This window comes from Hymenobacter psoromatis (assembly GCA_001596155.1).
In the GTDB taxonomy this organism is placed as follows: domain Bacteria; phylum Bacteroidota; class Bacteroidia; order Cytophagales; family Hymenobacteraceae; genus Hymenobacter.
In genome coordinates this window covers 5,020,416-5,041,630 of record CP014771.1, presented here as the reverse complement: position 1 = coordinate 5,041,630, position 21,215 = coordinate 5,020,416, and the positions used below count along the sequence as shown (strand labels likewise).

22 protein-coding genes are annotated in these 21,215 nt (G+C 61.8%); 14 read left to right on the top strand and 8 right to left on the bottom strand.

Annotated elements, in window-relative coordinates; all coding sequences use genetic code 11:
* Positions 1 to 26: 26 nt before the first annotated feature.
* The 3 genes from A0257_21385 to A0257_21375 all read right to left on the bottom strand — a co-directional run bounded on the left by A0257_21385 (position 27) and on the right by A0257_21375 (position 2,910).
* Positions 27 to 1,037 carry a hypothetical protein gene (locus tag A0257_21385; GenBank protein ID AMR29398.1) on the bottom strand — a complete coding sequence of 337 codons (1,011 nt, stop codon included), beginning with the start codon at positions 1,035 to 1,037 and terminating at the stop codon, positions 27 to 29.
* Positions 1,038 to 1,068: 31 nt separating this feature from the next.
* Positions 1,069 to 1,866, bottom strand: coding sequence for a short-chain dehydrogenase (locus A0257_21380; protein AMR29397.1), 798 nt, complete (start codon positions 1,864 to 1,866; stop codon positions 1,069 to 1,071).
* Positions 1,867 to 1,980: 114 nt separating this feature from the next.
* Positions 1,981 to 2,910, bottom strand: coding sequence for a transcriptional regulator (locus tag A0257_21375; protein ID AMR29396.1), 930 nt, complete (start codon positions 2,908 to 2,910; stop codon positions 1,981 to 1,983).
* Positions 2,911 to 3,370: 460 nt separating this feature from the next.
* Between A0257_21375 and A0257_21370 the strand changes: the two genes are divergently transcribed.
* On the top strand, positions 3,371 to 3,655 hold the full coding sequence (locus tag A0257_21370) for a hypothetical protein (protein ID AMR29395.1): 285 nt from the start codon (positions 3,371 to 3,373) through the stop codon (positions 3,653 to 3,655).
* A 577-nt stretch (positions 3,656 to 4,232) separates the two neighbouring features.
* Entirely contained in the window at positions 4,233 to 5,294 is a 1,062-nt protein-coding gene (locus tag A0257_21365; GenBank protein ID AMR29394.1) for a hypothetical protein, read from the top strand.
* A 111-nt stretch (positions 5,295 to 5,405) separates the two neighbouring features.
* Here A0257_21365 and A0257_21360 read toward each other — a convergent pair whose 3' ends face one another.
* From A0257_21360 to A0257_21340, 5 genes are all read right to left on the bottom strand, one after another.
* Complete coding sequence (locus tag A0257_21360; GenBank protein ID AMR29393.1) at positions 5,406 to 6,236, bottom strand: epimerase; 831 nt, start codon at positions 6,234 to 6,236, stop codon at positions 5,406 to 5,408.
* An 80-nt stretch (positions 6,237 to 6,316) separates the two neighbouring features.
* Positions 6,317 to 7,165, bottom strand: a complete 849-nt coding sequence (locus tag A0257_21355; GenBank protein ID AMR29392.1) for an AraC family transcriptional regulator — start codon at positions 7,163 to 7,165, stop codon at positions 6,317 to 6,319.
* Between the two features lie 209 nt (positions 7,166 to 7,374).
* Positions 7,375 to 8,214, bottom strand: coding sequence for a short-chain dehydrogenase/reductase (locus A0257_21350; GenBank protein AMR29391.1), 840 nt, complete (start codon positions 8,212 to 8,214; stop codon positions 7,375 to 7,377).
* Between the two features lie 358 nt (positions 8,215 to 8,572).
* Complete coding sequence (locus tag A0257_21345; GenBank protein AMR29390.1) at positions 8,573 to 8,872, bottom strand: ethyl tert-butyl ether degradation protein EthD; 300 nt, start codon at positions 8,870 to 8,872, stop codon at positions 8,573 to 8,575.
* A 237-nt stretch (positions 8,873 to 9,109) separates the two neighbouring features.
* The gene (locus A0257_21340) at positions 9,110 to 10,063 is read right to left on the bottom strand and encodes an NmrA family protein (GenBank protein ID AMR29389.1); all 954 of its coding nucleotides are present in this window, start codon (positions 10,061 to 10,063) and stop codon (positions 9,110 to 9,112) included.
* 140 nt (positions 10,064 to 10,203) lie between these two features.
* Between A0257_21340 and A0257_21335 the strand changes: the two genes are divergently transcribed.
* The 12 genes from A0257_21335 to A0257_21280 all read left to right on the top strand — a co-directional run bounded on the left by A0257_21335 (position 10,204) and on the right by A0257_21280 (position 20,965).
* Positions 10,204 to 10,584, top strand: coding sequence for a transcriptional regulator (locus A0257_21335; GenBank protein AMR29388.1), 381 nt, complete (start codon positions 10,204 to 10,206; stop codon positions 10,582 to 10,584).
* Positions 10,585 to 11,290: 706 nt separating this feature from the next.
* The gene (locus tag A0257_21330; GenBank protein AMR29387.1) at positions 11,291 to 11,848 is read left to right on the top strand and encodes a hypothetical protein; all 558 of its coding nucleotides are present in this window, start codon (positions 11,291 to 11,293) and stop codon (positions 11,846 to 11,848) included.
* Positions 11,849 to 12,155: 307 nt separating this feature from the next.
* Positions 12,156 to 12,575, top strand: coding sequence for an ester cyclase (locus A0257_21325; protein AMR29892.1), 420 nt, complete (start codon positions 12,156 to 12,158; stop codon positions 12,573 to 12,575).
* A gap of 37 nt (positions 12,576 to 12,612) precedes the next feature.
* A complete protein-coding gene (locus A0257_21320; protein ID AMR29386.1) occupies positions 12,613 to 13,479 on the top strand; it encodes an ureidoglycolate lyase in 867 nt (288 codons plus the stop codon).
* 177 nt (positions 13,480 to 13,656) lie between these two features.
* Complete coding sequence (locus A0257_21315) at positions 13,657 to 14,607, top strand: transcriptional regulator (GenBank protein AMR29385.1); 951 nt, start codon at positions 13,657 to 13,659, stop codon at positions 14,605 to 14,607.
* Between the two features lie 94 nt (positions 14,608 to 14,701).
* Complete coding sequence (locus A0257_21310; GenBank protein ID AMR29384.1) at positions 14,702 to 15,454, top strand: short-chain dehydrogenase; 753 nt, start codon at positions 14,702 to 14,704, stop codon at positions 15,452 to 15,454.
* 258 nt (positions 15,455 to 15,712) lie between these two features.
* Positions 15,713 to 16,654: a hypothetical protein gene (locus tag A0257_21305; protein ID AMR29383.1), complete on the top strand. Its 942-nt coding sequence runs from the start codon at positions 15,713 to 15,715 to the stop codon at positions 16,652 to 16,654.
* A 169-nt stretch (positions 16,655 to 16,823) separates the two neighbouring features.
* Entirely contained in the window at positions 16,824 to 17,273 is a 450-nt protein-coding gene (locus tag A0257_21300) for a hypothetical protein (GenBank protein ID AMR29382.1), read from the top strand.
* A 49-nt stretch (positions 17,274 to 17,322) separates the two neighbouring features.
* Complete coding sequence (locus tag A0257_21295) at positions 17,323 to 18,303, top strand: hypothetical protein (protein AMR29381.1); 981 nt, start codon at positions 17,323 to 17,325, stop codon at positions 18,301 to 18,303.
* A gap of 69 nt (positions 18,304 to 18,372) precedes the next feature.
* Positions 18,373 to 18,849, top strand: coding sequence for a hypothetical protein (locus tag A0257_21290; GenBank protein AMR29380.1), 477 nt, complete (start codon positions 18,373 to 18,375; stop codon positions 18,847 to 18,849).
* A gap of 171 nt (positions 18,850 to 19,020) precedes the next feature.
* Entirely contained in the window at positions 19,021 to 19,845 is an 825-nt protein-coding gene (locus tag A0257_21285) for a hypothetical protein (protein ID AMR29379.1), read from the top strand.
* Positions 19,814 to 20,965 carry a hypothetical protein gene (locus A0257_21280; GenBank protein ID AMR29378.1) on the top strand — a complete coding sequence of 384 codons (1,152 nt, stop codon included), beginning with the start codon at positions 19,814 to 19,816 and terminating at the stop codon, positions 20,963 to 20,965. The genes A0257_21285 and A0257_21280 overlap by 32 nt, the downstream gene beginning before the upstream one ends.
* Positions 20,966 to 21,215: the final 250 nt, after the last annotated feature.

Genomic DNA, 21,215 nt, shown 5'->3' with positions numbered 1-21,215 from the left:
CGGCGGCCCGCAGCCGGGGACCCGGCCTACGGCTGCGGCTGCAAAAACTGGCGTATCTGCTCCGCCACGACCGTCGGCTTACCGCCGATATCGGCGTTCCAGGGGCCGGAATGGTCGAGGCCGGGCAACTCCACCCGGTGGGCGTGGGGTAGCGTAGTGGCCAGGGTGGTCAGTGACTTTTTCAGGTACGCCGGACTTTTGGAGCCGCCTAGCAGCAGAATTTGCTTGTCCACCGTGCGGTACGACTGCACGGCTCCGCCCCGGTTCAGCACCACCTGAAAATCATAGCGGGTCGAAGGAATGAGCGCCGGAATCGGGGCGTACTGACCGGGGGTTTTCTTAGCCTCGGACTTCAGGAAGGCCGCCGTAAGCGGCTTCAGCACGAAGCGGGGCAGCACGTTGAAGACCGGGGGGCCTACTTTGGTGGTCCTGAAGATGCTGACCAGCGCCGAGTTTAGCTTGCCCGCCGCGATTTCCCGGTTGAGCCGCTCGATGTGCTGCACCGGCACCCCGTCCACGTAGAATGGCGGCTCGTAGAGCACCGTCCGCTGAATGGCCGGCAGCACCCGCGTGGCCTCCAGGGCGATAATAGCCCCCGAGCTAAGCCCAAAAAGCCAATGCGCCCCGGTTTTCTCCACCACGCTGTTCAGGTCTTCCACATCCCGCTCGATAGTATGGTCGGGGGTGAACGGCCGGGGGCTCATCCCCCGACCCCGACGGTCGGGCACGTACACCGTAAAGTGGGGGGCCAGCGCCCGCGCCAGCTGGTCGTAGTTGTAGGCGATGCCCATCGCGCCCTGCACGATAAGCAGCCCCGGCCCCTGGCCGTAGATGCGGTAGCCGATTTTAGTCCCGTCTTTCGACACGACCGAATCCAGGCGAAAGGCCGGGTCGGCGGCCAGCGCGGGCTGGCCCGGCGCATCCGCGCGGGCAGTTTCCAGTGAGTTCATCGGGGTAGGCAGGGGACTGGCTGCGGGGGCCTGGGGCAGGCTAGAGCAGACTATTGCGCTGCCCAGCAGGTTTTTAAGTGCTTGCATAAGAAAAAGGAAGTGGCTTTGGTCAGCCCGCCTAGCGGGCCGCCGGCGCGGTCGGTTTTAGCTGGGCCAGCGACTCGGCCACGCCTTTGCTGAGCTGCTTGAGCAGCAAGCCGGGGGCTAGGCGGCTCAGGTAGCGCAGGGCCGTGGCGATGCCGGGATATACTTCCGACTTATCCTGCTGCATGGCCCGCAGGGTTTGGGCAATCAGCGGGCGCGGGTCCATGAGGTCCTTTTCCTGCACGTCGCCGGCAAAAGAGTCGTTGAGCGGCGTTTTGGCCCCCGGCGCGATTAGCTCAACTACCTGCACCCGAGTATTTTGCAGCTGCACCCGCAGGGCCTTGGTGTAGGAGCGCAGCCCGGCCTTGGTGGCCCCGTACACCGGGGCGAGGGGGTAGGGCACGAGGGCCAGCCCGGAAGTCACGTTGAGAATGGCCGCCGTCGGTTGGGCCAGCAGGTGGGGCAAAAACTGCTGCACCATCCGAATTGGCCCCGCCAGATTGCTATCCAGCTCCCGCGTCACATCGCGCAAATCCAGCGCGGGGTCTTGCAAGTCGAGCTTGCGCATTTCGCCCGCGTTGTTAATCACGACGCTCAGGGCCGGAAAATGCGTGGTTACTTGCGCGTAGAGCTGCTCGATGGCGGCCGGGTCGCTCACGTCGCTTTGAAAAGTATGGACCTGCGGCAATTCGCGCTGGGTTTGGGCGAGCCTGGCCGGGTCGCGGCCCGTGAGCAGGACCGTGTTGCCCAGGGCCAGCAGTTGGCGGGCAAACTCCAGGCCCAGGCCGCTGGTGCCGCCGGTGATAAGGATAGTGCGCTGGTGCAGTTCCATGACGTGGGGGAATTGATTAATGACCTCACAAAGGTCCTCTCCGCCCCTACCCCCGCGTTTGCGGCGACCAATCCATTGTTTGCGAAATTCAAATCAGCCTCGACCAACCCCGCGCTAGCCCCGAAACGCGCCGGGCGACACGGCCGTCTGGCGCTTGAAGAAGTTGGAGAAGTGGGCTACCTCCGCAAAACCCAGGCTGTCCGAGATTTCCGAGATGTTCCAGCTCGTTTGCCGCAGCAGCAGCTTGGCTTCCTGCACCACGCGGCCCCCAATCAGCTCGGTGGTCGTGCGGCCGGTGTTCTCCTTGAGTACCTTATTAAGGTGGTTGACGTGGACGGCCAGCCGGTCGGCGTAGTCTTTGGCCGTGCGCAGTTGCAGCTTCTGCTGCGGCGTTTCGATGGGAAACTGCCGCTCCAGCAGTTCCACGAACAGCGACGTAACCCGCGCCGAGGCCGTGTGCGCCGGGTAAAGCGCCGTGGCGGGCTGGAGCCGCTGGCCCCAGTGAATCAGCTCCAGCACGTAGGTGCGCAGCAAGTCGTACTTATAGGCGTAGGCCGAGGTAATCTCGCGGGCCATCTTGCGAAAAATAGCGTTGATTTCGGCGTATTCCGCGTCTGTGATGGCAAAGACGGGGTAGCCGCCCGGCTGAAAGAGGGGCAGCTCATCCAGCCGCACGCCGCTCTTGGCGGGCAGCAAAAACTCGTCGGTAAACACGCAGAAGAAGCCATCCTGCGCCCGGTCTTCCGGCAGCCAATGGTAGGGCACCTTGGGCGTGGCGAAGAGCAGCGCGTTTTGCTCGATTTCGATGACCTTATCGGCGTACTCGGCCCGGCTGCGGCCCCGGATGAGGCTGATTTTGTAGTACGCCCGCCGGTCGTAGGGCATGGGCGGCTTCTCGCGGTGGTGCCGAAAAAGGTCGGCCACGTTGAAGACGTTAAAGTGCCCGATTTCCTGCTGAATATCGGGGGGCAGCAACGCGCTCAGCTCCGCGTCGGCAGCCGTAGCCAGCTGCTGGTACAAGTCGGTAACGGAGACGGTCTTCATGGGAGGCAGGAGTTGCGAAATCCAAAGGTAAGCAGGCGGGGGAAAGGGGCCACCCAGCCCCTGTTGACCCCGGCTTCCCCGAATTGCTTTCAGGCCGGGTGGTGGTCTCGCTCTACCAAGATGATGGGAAGCCGGCGGAGCAACTAACCCGGTTGCGCGCCGGGAAATGCTCACCGCCAGCTTAGCGGATAAATCCGCCCTTCGGCCCCCCAGGCGCTGATATGCAGTCGCCAAGCGGTATCGGGCAATCTAAACTTTTGAGGCGTAAGCCCTGACTTAGCCCACCAGCAATCTGCCAGCCAGCTCATTGACTATTCCAACTTGACTCTCGCCGCATACGCTACAAAATCCTGCATTTTGCCAAGGTGAAGATTCCAGAGAAGTCAACTACCCAAAAGCTCGCCCCGCCAAATGCGACTTTTGGACCAAACTTTTAACCAAGGCCGGCTTTCCGCGCCAAGTGTCCATTGAGGGAGAGGTAGTGGGCTTTACCAATTGGAAAGCTGCCGGCCTGGTGGCCCTCGTCCCCCTCGTGCTGGTGCTGCTAACCCAGGCCTTCATGGGGCTCTTCTCCCAGGTGGCGCAGGCCAAATACGACCACCTGCTGGGAGTGGCGCAGGAGGTTGGCCGGGAGCGGGACTACTACCAGGGGCAGATTCAGCGGTTCCGTAAGGACATGGGCACCACCAAAGAGATGCGCAAAACGAGCCAGCAGCTTTTCCCTCCTTACGGGGTCGCACAATAGTAGGAACGGAAAACAACGGTAGGGAGCGCAGGTCGGCCGGGTTGGAGTTCCTCCCGATTCGAGGAGGGCGGAGTGTCGGCCTTGGTTAACAGCTTGGTACGGCTGTTACCTGGCTGGCCCTGCCGCCTCAAGTAGGGTACCAGAAAGCCGCCAAAAGTGTCTATCGGGTACTTTGAATGCCGCTAGGAGTTTCGGGTACCACGTTTCGTCTTGTTAGCAGCCACTAAAAGGCGGTGGGCTGCCGGTACCTAAAAACGCCCGTTTTCTGAGACGCTCATCCGCGCAGATTTTCCCTGCCGCTATTTTCTGTTCCTACTCTCGTATGATTGCGTGGCCTCAGGGTGAGGCCAGCCAGACAAGGAAACGGGGACATCATCCTACTCTAAGCGCGGGACCCCAGAGGTTTTGACGCTGAGCACTAGAAACGGTGCCCCGTTTCCCGTTTTGCCTGAAGACTGCACAGTATGGAGGGAGCTACTAAGTCGTACGACTGAGAGCATCCCGCATTTGTACGAGAAAAGTTGCGGTAAAACCTAGCCTGGCTACGTCAATTCCCCCTTTTTACTTCTGTTTGCGTATGGCCCTGCTCTCTTCCCCCACTGCCCTACTTAAATGCGTCGTCGGCATTGACATCGCTAAGGACAGCTTCGTGGCCTGCGTTGGCCACGCGACGCTCAGCCAGCAACTACATTTCGGCAAAGAGACGACCCTCGTCAATTCAGCGAGCGGCTTCGCGGCCCTGCTCAGCTGGGTGGCCAAGCAACATACTGGTGGTAGCCCGCTCTGGTTCGTGGTGGAGGCCACCGGCGTCTACTACGAAGAACTGGCTTACTTTCTGGCTGATAACCAACAGTTGCTGAGTGTGCTACTCCCCAATAAGGTGAAGCATTTTGCCCGCAGCACCGAGCTCAAAAGCAAGACCGACCAACTCGATGCGCGCCTGCTCTGCCGCCTGGGCTTAGAGCGAGCGCTGCCGGCCTGGCAGCCGCCTACCCCCGCCCTGCGCCAACTGCGCGCCCTAGCCCGCGAGCGGCAAGTGCTGGTGCGGCAAGCCGCTCAACTCAAGATTCGGGCTCACGCCTACCAGCATAGCTATCAGCCTGATAGCCGAACGTTAGCGCGGCTGGCAGCGCAGCAGCAACTCCTGGTCAGCCAACTTAAAGCACTGGACCAGGACCTGGCTGACCTGCTCAAAGCAGAGCCCGAACTGGCTCGCAAACTAGGCCAACTGACCAGTATTCCCGGCATCGGACTTACGACAGCCATCGTGGTGGTTGCCGAAACCAATAGCTTTATCTTAGTGGAGAACGAGCGGCAACTGGCCTCCTACGCTGGCCTAGACGTGGTGCAACGCCAAAGTGGGCTCTCCGCTCATGCCACGCGCATTTCGCGCCGGGGCAATGTACGCTTGCGCACGGCTCTTTATTTGCCGGCGGTCAGCAGCTTACGCTATAACCCGCAACAAATCGCCTTTTATGCTCGCTTGCGGGCGCGCCAGCCCAGTGGCAAGCCTGGCGTGATTGCCGTCATGCGTAAACTGCTCGTACTCTGTTACTCGCTCTGGAAAAATGATTGCGCCTATGACCCACACTACCACCCAGCACACCTGGCTGAAAAAGAAGTAGCCCCGACCACGTGAACGGGCCGAGGCTACACAGGATGAACCCGGAGGCTCTCCTTTTAGAAGGCTAAAACTACAGAAATTTTACCCAATAGGCAACCCTTTTATCACAGTATCTAGAGCTACCCCTTACATAAGATTCTCCTGCACGGCCTGGTACACCGTCCGGACGACGGGCTCGAAGCCGAGGCTGCGCGCCAGGGAAGCATCGCTAAGCAGGTACCACGGGTTGGCCAGCGGCTCGGCCGAGGCGTCCAGGGGTTTGCCCACCAGCTGCGCCAGCTCGTAGATGGTGGTCGGGGCCTCGTCGGCGAGGTTCACGATGCGGCCGTCCAGCTTGCCGGTCAGGGCCAGGTAGATGCCCGTGGCGATGTCGCGGTGGTGGATGGTACTCATGCGCGTAGCGGGGTGCCACTTGCCCGCTACCGCGTACTTGGGCAAGTCTTCCAGGTGGCCATCGCCGTCGCCGTACACGAAAGGAAACCGCAGCACAACCCAGTTGAGGCCGCTTTCGCGCACTTCTTTTTCCGCCGCCACCTTGCTGGCCGGGTAGGCTTGCAGCGGTGCCACGGCATCCTCTTCCCGGCCGGGGTGCCCCTGGTCGTTACTATACACGTTGGAGGTGCTCGCCAGGATGAAGCGGGCCGTGGGCGCGTGGGCCTGCACGGCGGCCAGCAGGTTGCGCGTGCCCTCCAGGTTGCTCTTCCAAATCAGGTCCGTGTCGGGGGTGCGGAACACCGCCGCCAGGTGAATGACGGTGGTTACGCCCGGCACCGCTTCGGCCAGCGAAGCCGGGTTGAACAAGTCGCCCACCACGGCTGGCACGCCGGCCGGTGCATCCTGGGCGCGGCGCACCAGCACGCGGCAGTCGTGGCCGGCTGCGAGCAGACGCGGGAGCAGGCGGGCTCCCACCAGGCCGGTTACCCCGGTCAGTAGGATTTTTTCGGGTTGGGTGGTCATTTGTGCGTTGGATTAATGGTGCGCACAAAGGTCGGGGGGCTACCAGCCGCATCGCAGGACGAAAACCGGGAAGTTCAGGACTAATCCCGCGCAAAGGCGGCGACGGTTTGGCCGGTTGTTTTTTTAAAGAGGCGCGAGAAATAGGCCGGGTCGTGGAAGCCCAGCTCAAACGCCAGCTCCTTCACGGAAACCCACTCCCCATAATGTAACCGCCGCCGCGCCTCCAGCATGAGGCGGTTGGTGATGAACTCCTTCGGCGACAGGCCCGCGTAGTGTTTCACGAGCTGGCACAGGATGTCGGGGCTCAGGGCCAGCTCGGCGGCAATGTGCCCGATGGTGGGGTGCTCGGTGAAGTTGTCCTCCACAAACACGCTGAACTGGAGGTACTTGGTGAGCCGCTCATCCGCCGGCTTTTCCGCTGCCGCAAAATACGCCACGTCAATTTCGGTGAACAGGCTATGGAGTTGCACCAAAATGAGTTCCGGGTTGGCATCCGGCGTGCGCAGCAACCCCGTCAGCAGCTCAAAAATAGCGCGGAGCCGGGCCGCCGCCGGGGCGGAAAACCGGATTTTCTGGTGATGGAGCGGATTGAGTAAAAAGGGGTAGTGCCGGGGCAGCCGGGCCAGGCACGCCTGCTGCAAGCCCAGCTTGTAGTACCCGTTGCCGGGCGCGGCGGCTGGTACCTGCCGCACCTGGTGCGGCAGCGCGAACACTAGCTCCTGCGGCGCTACCGCGAAGGTTTCCAGGTCCACCTTGAATTCGGCCGCGCCCTCCCACAGGAAAAAAAAGAAGTAGTACGACAGCCGGTGCGTCGCCGCATAGGGCGCGGCGGCTTCCGGCGACACGTGACCAAAGCCCGGCGCTACCAGCCGAATGGGCAGGCTCTCGTGCTGACTGAGCGCACGAAACAACGACTCACTGCTGGCCATAAAGGGGTGTGGGTTGGAGTGGGCGGTCTGCTTGGGGCTTGAAAACGAATTGATTGTAAAAATTCCCGGTGGGTAGTGCCTAAAGCAAGCGGCTTCTGAACCCTCGTTTTTCGAGACCCTCCAAATTGCCAAATCCGATTACCTAGCCTTAACGGGAATTTCTGTTCTTACTCTTGCGCTACCCCTTATACCGAAAGCAGAAACTGGCTTTAGTACACTGCCCCGGCCGCTACCTCGCGCCCGGCATTCAAGTCGGCCTGTACGCTGTCGAGCTTGGCTTGAATCGTATGCAGTGCCACCTTCCCCAGCGGCAAGCGCAAGGGCGGATTCTCCCCGTTCACCACCCCGAGAATGGCCTGCGCGGCTTTGTCCGGGTCGCCTTCCTGCTGGCCGTTCACCTCACCTATCCGCTGGCGAAAGGCCCCGGCCGTACCGTCGTAGGCAGCCAATTGCGCAGCGGCTAAGCGGAAGCTGCCCCCGGCGAAACCCGTGCGGAACGGCCCCGGCTGCACAATGGTGAGCCGAATGCCCAACGGGCCGACTTCCTGCGCCAACGCCTCTGAAAACCCTTCCAGGGCGAACTTGCTGGCATTGTAGAGCCCAAAGCCACCGGATGCTTTGAAACCGTTGTGCGAAGAAATCTGGACGATATGGCCCCGGCCTTGTGCCCGCATGAGCGGCAGCGCCAACTGCGTGAGCCGCAGGGGGCCGAACACGTTGGCCTCGAAAATGGCGCGCGCTTCGGCTTCGGACGTTTCCTCCACGGCCCCGGCCAGGCCGTAGCCGGCGTTGTTCACCAGCACGTCGAGCCGACCAAAGTCGTGGGTGAGGCGGGCGAAAACCTTGTCGGCTCCTGCCGCGTCGGTTACATCGAGCACCACGCCCAGCGCGTCGGGCTGGTGGCGGTTGGTGAACTGGTCGGCCTGTACCGCGTCGCGGAAGGTGCCGATAACGAAGTCGCCGTGGGCGACGACGGCTTCGGCCAGGGCACGGCCCAGGCCGGACGAAACGCCGGTAATGAGCCAGGTTTTTTGCGTGGTTGGGGTCATGGGCGGAAGTAGAAATTACTGTTTAAGAAGTAGAAATTACTGTTTTAGGGCTTACGCAGTCGGAGTAGCCGCAACCGAAGGTCAGCGAAGCTAAAGCGGCGGTATGTTGGTAGTCTGCTAGTTAGTCAACTAAACAGCGCCGCAACCGAAGGTCAGCGAAGCTAAAGCGGCGGCACTTGGCATCGGGCGTAGGTGCCGCCGCTTTAGCTTCGCTGACCTTCGGTTGCGGCGCTGGCCTGCCTATCAAGCATTTACTACCAACATATCGCCGCTTTAGCTTCGCTGACCTTCGGTTGCGGCTAAGCCAGCGCCTCGCCTGCGTAAGTCCTGCTTTTGCAAGAAGAACCCCGTGCTGTCCTTAGAGCGCCACCGCCCGGCTTAGCGCCGGAGCAGCATCAGTAAAATGCGGAACGTCAGCTATGATGTTCGCTGTTTGCGGCGCGGCGAGGGCGGCCTGGAGGGCGGCATCGCTCGCAAACTCACAGATGCAAACCGAGATGGTGCCCGCACCGTCAGTGGGCGGGAAGAAAGCGGCGGCGGTTTGCAGGCCGTGCGGCCCCCAGGTGGCCCGCACCAGCGGCAGGTGAGAATTGACGTAGTAGTCGCGGTCGAAGCGCGTGGTGGCATCGCCGGGGTAGGTTAGGAAGAGGGTAGTCATTGGATTTAGGTTGAGTGGTACACTAAATAGCCGGCGATGCCGGCCTTGGTTAAAAGTTTGGTACAGATTTACACGGCCTGCCCACTCCCCCAAATCAGGGTGCTGAGCAGGGCAACAGCGCTTAGTTAGCGGGATGGCCGTGGGCGCGCAGGGCCTTTGCGACCAGGGCGGGCGGGAAGCCCAGCCGGCGTTGGCCCGCGCCTCGGCAAAAGCCAGGGCGTGAGCCAACGCGGATGGTTAATAGGAGACCTGCTCCCCTTGCCAGTTGGTACTACGCAGAAACGCTTCCCAATCAAGGGTATTCGGATTTATTTGGCGGCTCCATTGTAAATCACGGTCTTTGCCAAAATAACCGTATTCAACCGCGTACTCTGCCATCCCCAAAGTCTCACTCACCAAAAGCTGGTTGGCGCTCATTTCCGGAAAATGATGCTGCATCTCCGCCCGGGTAAGGGCGGAACTATACACCGCTTTCTTGCCGGTGACCCGGACAAAAGCGTCAACCATTTCCTGAGGTGAAATAATATCGCCAATGACTGGCAAGGACTTACCGGCGTATTTATCCGGATTTGAAAATATTTCTAAAACAGCGGGTCCCGTGGCCGTAAGCGGGTCCACAAACGGCGCACGGAAATCCTTCGGCAGATAAATGGGAAATACGAGCGTATCCCCCTCTAGGCGAGGCGTATAAAACTCCTGCAGGTTGGTGTAGAAAAATGCCAGGTAGATAAACGAGCTGGTAACGGGAAGCGTGCGGATATACTCCTCAACCCGAGCCTTGTCCGTGAAATGAGGCGCAAATTTCGTCCCCCCGGTGAGCGTATCAACGTTTTCTAAGCCGCTGAAGATGATGTGTTTAACCCCCGCTTCAACCGCTGCGTCCGCCACCTGCTTGCCTAGCTCCGTTTCGTGGGTTTCCGGCAGGACCGAGAGAATACCCGGCGTCATCATGAAAACGCCGTGCGAGCCTCGGAATGCTTCTACAAACTCTTTGCCGTGCCCCAGCGCGAGGGGGACGCTTACCAGTTCAATGCCCTGCTCGGCCAAGGCCCGCGCCTCCGGCGAATCAAGCCGGCGCGTAATGCCGCGTACGCGGTACTGCCCGCTCTCCAACAGCGTGTGTGCCGCACTGCGGCCCTGCTTACCCAAAACCCCGACGATGGTGATGAGCGGTTTATCTTCCTGTTTCATGGCCTCCGCTTGTTTTAAAATTTGCTTCCATTCCTCCCCGGCTAGTGGCGGCGAAGTTTGGACTCTAAAAATTAGAGTTGCAAAGGTATTTTTAGCGTATTACATTTGCAATAACTATCCAAAAGGATAGGCCAAGAAAAATGCAAACAGAATGTGTCAGTGAGTATGTGAAGCTCCACGAGGTGGTTTACCCTTGCACGGTCAGCCTGACTATGGGCCTGGTGGGGGGAAAATGGAAAGCCGTCATTCTGTACCATTTAAAGGATGATGCAAAAAGATATCACGAGCTTCGCAAAGAAATACCCGCCATTACCGAAATGACCTTGAGCTTGCAGTTAAAGCAGCTGGAAAAAGACGGTCTGGTATCGAGAGCTGTTTACGGGGAGAAGCCACCCATCAAAGTCGTTTACGGCTTAACCGATTTTGGCAAAACGTTCGTCCCTGTTTTAGAGGCGATTACCGCATGGGGCAATCAAGTCGTTCGGGAAAAAGGCGAATTTGTTTCGGTCGGGCAGCGGTGAACCGCCGCAGCCAGTCAAACAGGCTGCTTGGAGACGGCCCAGGGGTTGAGATGCCCAAGGAAGTCAGCGCCAGTAGGTAGCTGTTTACAGACGACTCCACCCTTTGAGGGGGCGAGTTCCCCCTCCACCTAGTCTTAAAGCAGCCGCGCTACCGCGCCAGTGGCCTGAAGCTACTTACGGCGGCCAGCGGGTGGTGGAATACGGGGTACCTCCGCACCGTGGAGGCGGGAGACAACCTCCACGCGAGGACAAAAGGTACTTTACCAAGCTGTCCCCTCTGAACGCTAGTGCAGCTAGTGGAGCACTGCGGAAAGACCCCGCGTTTCAAACTCGCTTGGAGGATATGGTAAGCGGTACCGCCCGCCGTAAGCCGTAATACTTCCTATATTGTATACCTAGATGCCCAGCAGCGCACGGTACGCGAGTACCCGGCCACAGGGGAAATCTTTGAAACCAGTGCCGACGACCAGGCGCTTACCCTGCTGTCGGCTCACGGGGTGCCGGTAGCCCCTGGCGCGGCCCCCGGCGAGCGCTACCCCGCCCACCTAATGGCTTCCCTCGACCAATAAGCCATCTTTTCTTTGACCGAGCTAACCCGCTCCTGCGAGCTACTACTGGGGTCGCGTTAGTATTTATAGAGGATTGAGGTAAGGCGCTGAATAGGACTTCCGCAAAATCGACCGTCACTGCTACGCTGCGCGTGGTAATGACGGCCGATTTTGCGGAAGTCTCGCTAGCGAGCCGCGAGACTTCCTTGAGCCGGCTCACCAGCGCGGAGATGGTACTCAGTAACCTGAGCAGGTTAGCTTACTTTTGGCGCATGGACGTGCAACAACTGGCTTACTCGCTGCGCAACGAGGTTTCGCTGCTCTTCAAACGATTGCGGCGGCAGGTGCGCGCCGCCGGGCAGTTATCGCTGACGGAAACCACGACCCTTTCGCTGTTGCACCAGCAACCGCTACTGCTCCCCACCGAGCTGGCCACGCTGGCCAACATTGCGCCGCAATCCATGTCGCAGGTGTTGCAGCACCTGGCCGCCCTGGGCTACCTCACGCGCCAGCCCTCCGCAACGGATAAGCGCAAGCAGCACATTCGTCTCACGGCGGCCGGCGAGGAACTCGTGGCGCGCGCCCGCACGGAACGCGACCTCTGGCTGGCGGCCGCCATCAGCGCCTGCCTCTCGCCGGAGGAGCAGCACACCCTGGCCGCCGCCGTGCCCCTGCTCCAACGCTTGCAGGCTTATACGCCCCTGCTGCTGTCCTGATTCACCGGGTGCCCTACCCAATTCCTGGCTTTCTAGCCCCCTGCCAGAGAGGGAGGGTAGGGCCTGTTGGAAACAACTAAGTATTCGTAAATAATTAACAATCAGTCGTAATTACACTACGTTGCGGTGCCGGTTAGCCTGAAAGAGCGCGCGAATTTCTTCTTTTTGTGAATGTAAGGTAAACTTATAAGTCTCACGTATATTTGCGTCGTAAATGCTGCCAGCCACGAAAAAATCCGGGCAGAAAGCCTGTATGGCGGTTGGGTTTTTCTTTTTCTACCCCCCCTTATCTTTTTTAATTAACCATATGACCACCGCGCTTGAACAGAATAAGGCAGTAGTGCAACGCTTCAACCAGGAAGTGATTGAACAGGGCAACCGCGCCAGTTTTCAGGAGCTGATGGCTGAACAGTTCATCAATCACGCGGCCCCGGCCGGAGCCGACAACGGCCCCAACGGCATGTGGAACACGTTTCAAAACGTGCTGCGGCCCGCCTTGTCCGATATGCAGGTCATTATCTACGAGCAAGTAGCGGAGGGCGACCTGGTAACTACCCGCAAGGCCATTACGGGCACGCACACCGGCCCGCTGCTGGGCCTGGCCCCAACGGGCAAGTTCGTGACGATTGACGTGCTGGATATGGTGCGCGTGCGCCACGGCAAGTACGTCGAGCACTGGGGCGTGAATACCTTGCCGGCCGTGATGCAGCAATTAGTCAAGTCCTAAATAACCGCTTACCAAGTGCTTACCTACGGCCTGCCGGATGAAGCTAATTAGCTACGGGCCGGTTGGCCACGAGAAACCCGGCGTGCTCCTGGGACACCAGCTCTATAGTGCTACCCCCGTGACGGCAGCCTACGACGAAGCCTTTTTCGCGGGCGATGGCCTGGCGCGGCTCCGGGAGTACCTGGCCCGGCCGCTCCAGCAGCTGGAGCCGGTGCCCCTGGCTACCCGGTTGGGCAGCCCCGTGGCGCGCCCGTCCAAGATAGTGGGGGTAGGCTTCAACTACGCCGCCCACGCGCAGGCCAGCGGCCAGCCACTGCCCACCGAGCCGGCGCTTTTTTTGAAAGCTACCAGCGCCCTGAGCGGCCCCCACGACCCCATCGTGCTGCCGCCCGGCTCGCGCAAAACGGATTGGGAAGTGGAGCTGGCCGTGGTGATAAAGCGCACGGCGCGCTACGTATCCGAGGCCGAAGCCCCGGCCTACGTTGCCGGCTACGCGCTGTTTGATGACCTGAGCGAGCGGGCCTACCAACTGGAGCGGGGCGGCAGCGCGGACAAGGGCAAGGGCTGCGACTCGTTTGCCCCGCTGGGTCCCTACCTGGTAACGCCCGATGAGGTGCCCAACCCCGCCAACCTGGGCCTGTGGCTGCGCGTGAACGGCCGCCTGATGCAGCAGGGCTCGACGCGCCACCTCCTGTTCAGCGTGCCCTACCTGGTGGCCTACATCAGCCGCTTTATGACCCTGCTGCCGGGCGATGTCATTGCCACGGGCACCCCGACGGGCACGGGCTACCACCAGTCGCCCCCGGTGTTTTTGCGGGCGGGCGATGTGGTGGAAGCCGGTATCAGTGGGCTAGGAAGCTCCCGGCAGCACTGCGTTCGCCACGCGCAGGCCGCCGTTGGGTAGCAGGCCAACGGCAGACAGATTGGCTATTGACGACTCCGCTCCGCGGCCAGTTTCCGCGCAGTAGGCAGCAGCAGGGGTGTTGGCTAAAAGCTTGCAACTGGAAAACTATGCTGTACTAAGCATAGTTTTTAACAGCGAACTTGCCCGCGTTTTTCTTCTCCCAAGTAACCGGCTGCCATGACGACGACCGCGCTGCGCGCCAGCTACCAGGAACTGACTACCGCCACCGGCCTCGACCTAAATACGCTGCTCCCCGCAGGCATTCAGCGCGAGGTGGGCCACTTCAACGTGTTTGATTTGGCCAACCTCGACCTGTGGCAGCCGGCCCAGCGGCGGCCCGCCGCCTCCTACGCCTGCCGCAACTTCTATAAAATCAGTCTGTTGCGCAGCCGAAGCTATACCGAGTACGCTCACCAAACTATTGCCATTGCGCCCGATGCCCTGGTGTTTTCGACCCCCAAGGTGCCGTTTCAATGGTGGCCCACCGAGGCGCAGCGGGGGCAGGTCTGCCTGTTCACGGCCGAGTTTCTGCTGCCGGTGCTCGGGGGCGGCACCCCCGACGAGCTGCCCCTGTTCCGGGCCGGCGACTACCCCGTGTTCCAGCTCCTACCCCCCGCGGTAGCGCGGGCGACTACGCTGTTTGCCCAGATGCACGAGGAGCTGACTTCCGACTACGTCCATAAGTACGACCTGCTGCGGGCTTACGCGCTGGAACTGCTGCACCTGGGCCAAAAACAGCAGCCCACGACCCCGCTGCTTTCCACCCACTCGGCCGCGGCCCGGCTCGCGGCGCGCTTCGTGGAGCTGCTGGAGCGGCAGTTTCCCCTTACCACGCCTCAGCAGCGCGTACCGCTGCGCACGGCCAGGGACTTTGCCAACCGGCTGGCCGTCCACGTCAACCACCTCAACAAAGTGCTCAAGGAGCGCACCGGCCGCACCACTACCGACCTCATTGGCGGGCGGCTGGCGCAGGAGGCCAAAGGGCTGCTGCACCACTCCGACTGGACGCTCTGGGAGATTGCCGACAGCCTGGGCTTCGTGGATATGGCGCACTTCTCGCACTTTTTCCGCCGCTACGCCGCCGTGAGCCCCGGTGCCTTTCGGACCCTGGCCGCGGGGCCGGTTTGATTTCTACAAAAAGCTGATTGGCGGGCACAACGCCGCCAGCGGCCCGGCGAGGGACCTTTGTCGTGTTCCATCAACCCGACAAACCCCCTTTTCTATGCGTACTTCCAAAATCGCCCTGCTCACCGGCGGCAGCCGGGGCCTGGGCAAAGACATGGCCCTGAAGCTGGCCCAGCAGGGCATCGACGTTATCCTGACGTACCGCAGCCAGCAGGCCGAAGCCGCGGCCGTCGTCGCCGACCTCGAAACCCTGGGCCGCCGCGCCGTGGCCCTGCCGCTGAACGTCGCCGACCTCAGCACCTTCGGCGCGTTCTTCGCGCGGGTTGCCGCGGTGCTGGCCGATACGTTCGGCACCGACCGGTTTGACTTCCTTATCAACAACGCCGGCAACAGCCTGAGCGCCCCCTTTGCCGAGACGACCGAGGCGCAGTTTGATGAGATGCTCAACGTCCACTTCAAGGGCGTGTACTTCCTCACGCAGCAGGCCCTGCCCTTGCTGCGCGATGGTGGCCGCATTATCAACATTTCCTCGGCGGCCACGCGCAGCTCCTTCGCGGGCGTGTCGGCCTACGCCACCATGAAAGGGGCCGTGGAGGTTTTCACGCGCTACCTGGCCCTGGAATTGGGCAGCCGGGGCATTGCGGCCAACGTGGTGGCCCCAGGCGCGGTGTTTGGGGGCGGGGCCATGCTCGACACCCCCGAAATCCGGGCCTACATCGCCCAGGCCACGGCGCTGGGCCGCGTCGCCGAGCCCGACGACATCGGCGGCGTGGTGGCTTTTCTATGCACCGATGCCGCCCGCTGGCTCAACGGCCAGCGCCTGGAGCTGACGGGGGGGATGGTTTTATAGGGCAAGCAGGCGAGCCATTCCCTATCCGTCAGCTTGGCCCAAAAACGCGCGCCGCTCCTGGTTACTCCAGTAGCGGCGCGCGTTTTTGGCGGGTACGTTGGTGCTATACTGGTTAGCCCAAATTTTTAGGCTAAGATTATGGAATCTTGCGCCCCGGTGTCAGCATTGGCGACAACGCATTGCGCCGGGGACGAGCCTACCCAGCAGTCCTATTTTTACCTTTCGCCCCAGGCTATGAGCATCGTTTCGGAACGGGCAATGACGGATTTTCAGCGCATGGCGGAGTTGCTGGCCAGCGGCGTGCCGGGGGCCAGCACTACCTACGCCCTACCCCCCACGCTCGGCACGGGCCAGGTAACGCTGGTGGCCGCCGAGCCGGGCCTGGTCATTGCCTTGCGGCACCTGCGCTACCTGCACGAGCAGGTGCTCCGGCCCGGCTCGGCCCAGGCCGAAACCGACGTGCTGCTACTGAGCTTCCAGCTTCGCAAGCCGGCCGCGGCCGGCGCGGCCTGGCACCTGACCGCCGTGCTGCTCACCTCCGACGACGTGGGCATCACCACGCGCCTGCCGGCCCACACGGAGCTGTTTACGGTGAACCTGGCCATCAGCAAAAGCCTGCTGGCCACCTGGTTTACGCCGGCGACGGACTGGCTGCGGACGTTGCTGGCGGCCCGCACCCCGGTGGCGTATGACACCCTCGGCACCCCCGACTTATTGCGGGTGCTGCTCGAACTGGCCCCGCCCCGGCCCGCGCAGCCGTGGGACGGCTTTTTCTACCGGCTCAAAGTCCAGGAGCTGGTTTACTACCTGTTTCGGGAACTGGCCCAGCGGGCCGCCACGCCGGGCTACTCCCTGCGCGCGGCCGACGTGGAGACCCTGTTCCAGGTGCGCGACCAGGTGCTGGCCGCGCTCGCCACGCCGCCCTCCCTACCCCAGCTGGCCCGGTCGGTCGGGATGAATGAGGCGAAGCTGAGCAGCCTGTTTCGCCAGGTTTTTGGGGCCAGCATTTTTCAGTACTACCAGGCCGCCCGCATGACCGAGGCCAAGCGGAGCCTGGCGCGGTTTTCGGTGTCGGAAGTGGGTTACCAGTTGGGCTTCACTAACCTGAGCCACTTCACGCGCTTGTTTGCCAAGCACCACGGCCTCAATCCTAAAGCCTACCAGGCGCAACTGCCGCAGCGTGAGCTGGACCGGGGATAGGACTATTTTTTGGGGTCTTTTTGGGTATTTTAGTCAGGAAGGGGCCGGTAATTTTGTGCAAGCAATTCCGCTTCCCCCTGGCTTTGCCGCCGTTGCGCCTGCTACGCCGGGCGCTATCAACGGTTGGGGCCGGCGGCGGTGGGCTTCCACCCATTATCCCTTACCCCCCATGACCAAGCCCACGGCTGGCCGCTGGCTGTTTACCCTGAACGCGCTCATCACGGGCACGGGCGGCTTTCTGGCCGATTTCAACGCTACCCACGTCTATAACCCGCGCTGGCCACCGCACGCCAAATTTCACAACGGGCAGACGATGGCCGTCGGGGTTTTGCTGGCCGGGGCTTCCCTGTTCTTCACCTGGCGGCGGGCCGGCGACCGGCAAACGAACGTGTTGGCGGCGGCCCTTTCCGCGGGCTCGCTGTTCTGGTCGCAGGCCGCCGCGAACCTCTTTCCGGGCGCGGCCTGGACCGACCCGGAGCTGCTCGGGCCGGGCCAGAGTATGGACCAGTTTCCGCCCCAACTCTACATTGACCTGGGCATGACAACGCTGGTGCTGCTGGCTACCTGGCTTAGCTGGCCGCGGACCCCAGCCGCCGCCCCCGAGCTTACGGCGGGGTAGCAGCCCCGGACGGACCTTTTCCAACCCCTTAACTTTTCCATTTTTCCTTATGAAAGCGCTCCAATTGCACGATTACGGCTCGGCCGACGACCTGCGGTACGAAGAAATCCCTACCCCCCAGGCGGGGCCGGGTGAGGTGTTGGTGCGCGTGCGCGCCGCCTCCGTCAATCCCATTGACATCGTGCTCGCCTCGGGCGTGATGCGGCAGCACATGCCCCTGACCTTCCCTTGGATTCCGGGCCTCGACTTCGCCGGCACGGTGGAAGCCGTGGGCGCGGGGGTGACGACGCTCGCGCCCGGCACCGCCGTTTACGGCACCAACTCCGCCGGCGGGGCCTACGCCGATTACCTCGTAGCCCCGGCCGATGCCGTGGCTCCCAAGCCGGCCTCGCGCTCGTTTGCGGAAGCCGCCTCGGTGCCCGTGGTGGCGCTCACCGCCTGGCAGGGGCTGATGCGGGCCGGGCAGCTGCGGGCCGGCCAGACCGTGCTTATTCACGGGGGCGCGGGGGCCGTGGGGGCCTACGCGGTGCAGTTTGCCCACCAACTGGGGGCGCGCGTCATTGCCACCGCCTCCGGGTCGGACCTGGATTTCGTGCGCTCGCTGGGGGCCGATGAGGTCCTGGACTACCGCGCGACTCCCTTTGAAACGGTGGTGCATGACGTGGACGTGGTATTTGACCTGGTGGGCGGCGATGTGCAGCAGCGCTCCTTCGGGGTGCTCAAGCCCGGCGGCTACCTGGTGGCCGTCAACCAGCCGCCGTCGGCGGAAGAAGCCGCCAGATACGGCATCCACGGCGTGATGTTCGGCATGAAGCCCTCGGCCGAAGACCTGGCTCGCATGGCCCGGCAGCTGGACGCGGGCATCCTCCAAACTAATGTTGCCCGCACGTATCCGCTGGCGCAGGCGGGGCAGGCCTGGGCCAGCAGCCCCCACTACCACCCGGCCCCCGGTACGGCCACCGGCCCGCCAGCACCCGCGCCCAAAGTCCACGGCAAAATGGTGCTGGTTGGCGAAAGTGAAGCTGACTAGCTGGCCCTCCACTGAAGCAGCCCGCTGGCCCGCTTGCTTGCCATCCGTTCACCTATTTCCCTTCCAAAAATGACTACTGAACAGCTTACCTCCCTCCTCACGTTTAGCCTGGCCGCGATGAAGACCGGCAGCAACATCGCCGCCGCCGCGGCCACCGGCATCCGGCACGATGCCCATAACCCGCAGCTCCGGGCCGTGCTCGACCAGGGCACCAAAACCGCGCAGCAGTGGGCCACCCGCATCGACCGGGCGCTGGCCGAATTAGGCGGTGCGGCCGCGCCGGTCAACCACATCATGCAAGCCCACTACGAGGTGGACCAGCGCCTGCGCAGCTTCGCCCAGGACGACGACACGCGGGATTTGGGCATCATCGCCTCCGGGCAGCGGGCGCTACACTACTGGCTGGCGTTTTTCGAGACCGGGCGGACCTACGCCGTGCGGGCCGGCCTCGACCAAATAGCGCAGGAAATGCAAGCCAGCCGCGACAAAGCGCAGCTCGCCAACGAGCAGCACGCGCGGGTGGCGGAGCAAATTCTGAGCGCCTAGTGAATCTAAGCCGTTGGCAGCGAGCACTTGAAGTGTTTTTGAAAACGCCGCTGAACCCAAAATTAGAAGCCCCATTTGGATTAAGCCAACGGACATTTCAGGCAGCGAAGCTGTTTGGGGAGCGCGGCCACGCTCCCTAAACAGCTTCGTTGCCTGAAATACGCCAGCCCGATGACTTACAACTGGATAAATCCCAGCGCGCAGCTAGCCAGCCTCATCAGTGAGTTTTGGCAGTTGGACAACCCGACGACGGAGCCCGTAGCGTTTACCGTCCTGCCCGACGGCAAGTGTGACTTGGTGCTCATCTTATCGCCTGACTTATCCCTGCAAACCAGGCTGTTTGGGGTGGGCACCGCTCCCTTGTCGCTGTCGTTGCCCCCCCATACCACCTGGCTGGGCGTGAGCTTCCTGCTGCTGGCCGCCGACTACCTGTTGCCGGGTCCGTTGCCGCTCAACGGGCAACTCGACTTGCCCGCTGATTTTTGGGACCTGCACACCCTACCGGCTCCGACGCTGTCGGCCCTGGCCGCGCACCTTATCGCCCGCTTCACGGCGCACCTGGCCGGGCACCCCCCAGACCCGCGCAAGCAACAGCTTTTTCAGCAACTTTACCAGGAAGCCGGCACGCAACCGGTGGCCCAGTTGGCCGTCGCGGCCGGCTGGGCACCCCGCCAGCTTAATCGGTATTTTCGCCGGCAATTTGGCCTCTCGCTCAAGACGTTCAGCAATATGCTGCGGGCTTATACCGCGGCCCAGCGGCTGGGGCCGGCGGACCTGCTGCCCCTGGGCTACTACGACCAATCGCACGGCATTCGGGAGTTGAAGAAATACCTGCGGGCCACGCCCCGGCAATTATGCCGGGACGACCGATTTATACAATTGCGCCTCGCCCAGCACCCGGACCTTTGCGTGACGCAAGCGGAACAGCCGCGGCATCACGCTCAAAAAACCAATTTTACTTTGTATGGACAACTTAACTACCCCCCAACGGGGTAAGCAGCCCCAACGGATAGCCGTTATCGGCGCAGGACTGGGCGGGGTGGCGCTGGCGCGGATGCTGCACGTCCAGGGTCTTGTGGCAACCGTCTTTGACCAGGACGATGATGCCCACGGTCGTTCCGTGGGCGGCTCCCTGGATATGCACGAGGATAGTGGCCTGTCTGCTATCCGTCAGCTGGGATTATTTGACAAGTTTCAGGAAGTCGCCCGTTTTGAAGACCAGGGAATGCGCTTGTTTGACCGCGAGGGCAACCTGGCTTTCGAGATGAACGACGGCCAGCGACCGGAGATTGACCGGGGCCAACTGCGCGAGTTGCTCGTGCAATCAATACCGGCAGACTGGTTCCGCTGGGACCATGAGCTGGCGCAGGTGCGGGAAGCGGCAGGTGGCGGATTCGAGCTTGTTTTTCACAATGGCCAGACGGAACACGCTGATTTCGTGGTGGGAGCGGACGGTGCCCGGTCGCAGGTGCGCCCGGCCGTTACCGACGTGCGCCCCCACTACAGCGGGCTGACTTTCTTTGAGTTAGAGATAAGGAACGTGGACCAGGACCACCCGGAAGTAGCCCATTTCATCAGCAACGGCCTCCACATGGCGTTTGGCGAAAACAAGCTCATCTCCTGCCAGCGAAATGCCGCGGGCAACGCGCGCCTCTACGCCTCGCTCTTCGTTCCCGAAGACGGGCTGACCAAGACGGGCTATGCCACGGTTAAGCCCCGAACGAAGGCGGAATTAACGGAAGAATTCACCGGCTGGGGCCACTCGTTGGTGCAGCTGTTTGCGGCGGCGGGAGACGCGGTTCGGCCGTGGCCGATATACACCATGCCCATCGGGTATCGGTGGTCCCACCGGCCCGGCATCACGTTGTTGGGGGATGCGGCCCACGTCATGCCCCCGGCCGGCGAGGGGGCCAACCTGGCCATCCGTGATGGCGTTGATTTGGCCTGTGCGCTGGCGGCGGCGGACCCCGACCAGGCAGTGAGTGCTTACGAGGAAGTCATGTTTGCCCGCACCAGGAAGGCAGCGGCAATAGCCTCGGCAGTCCTCTTGGAAGGCTCTTCCGAAGACCGCCTCGCGCTTATCAAACGGGCCATGTCACCCCAAGAGGCTGTTTAGCACGTAGTTTGAATATATTGGGGCAGTTCTAAAAAATACCAATGCCTGGCCTTAATCGGCCAGGCATTGGTATTGATGGTGCTACCAGTGGCAGGATTGTATAAGTAAAAAGTCTCGCCACCAGCTACTTGATTTTGGTAAAGCTTTTCTTAATCAGGCGTTACTGAATTTTCCACCAAGGCGTAGCTCACGGGCATTTCTTACCAAATGTTCAGTGGTGCCTTTTACCGCTGGGGGACCTTTGCCTCCA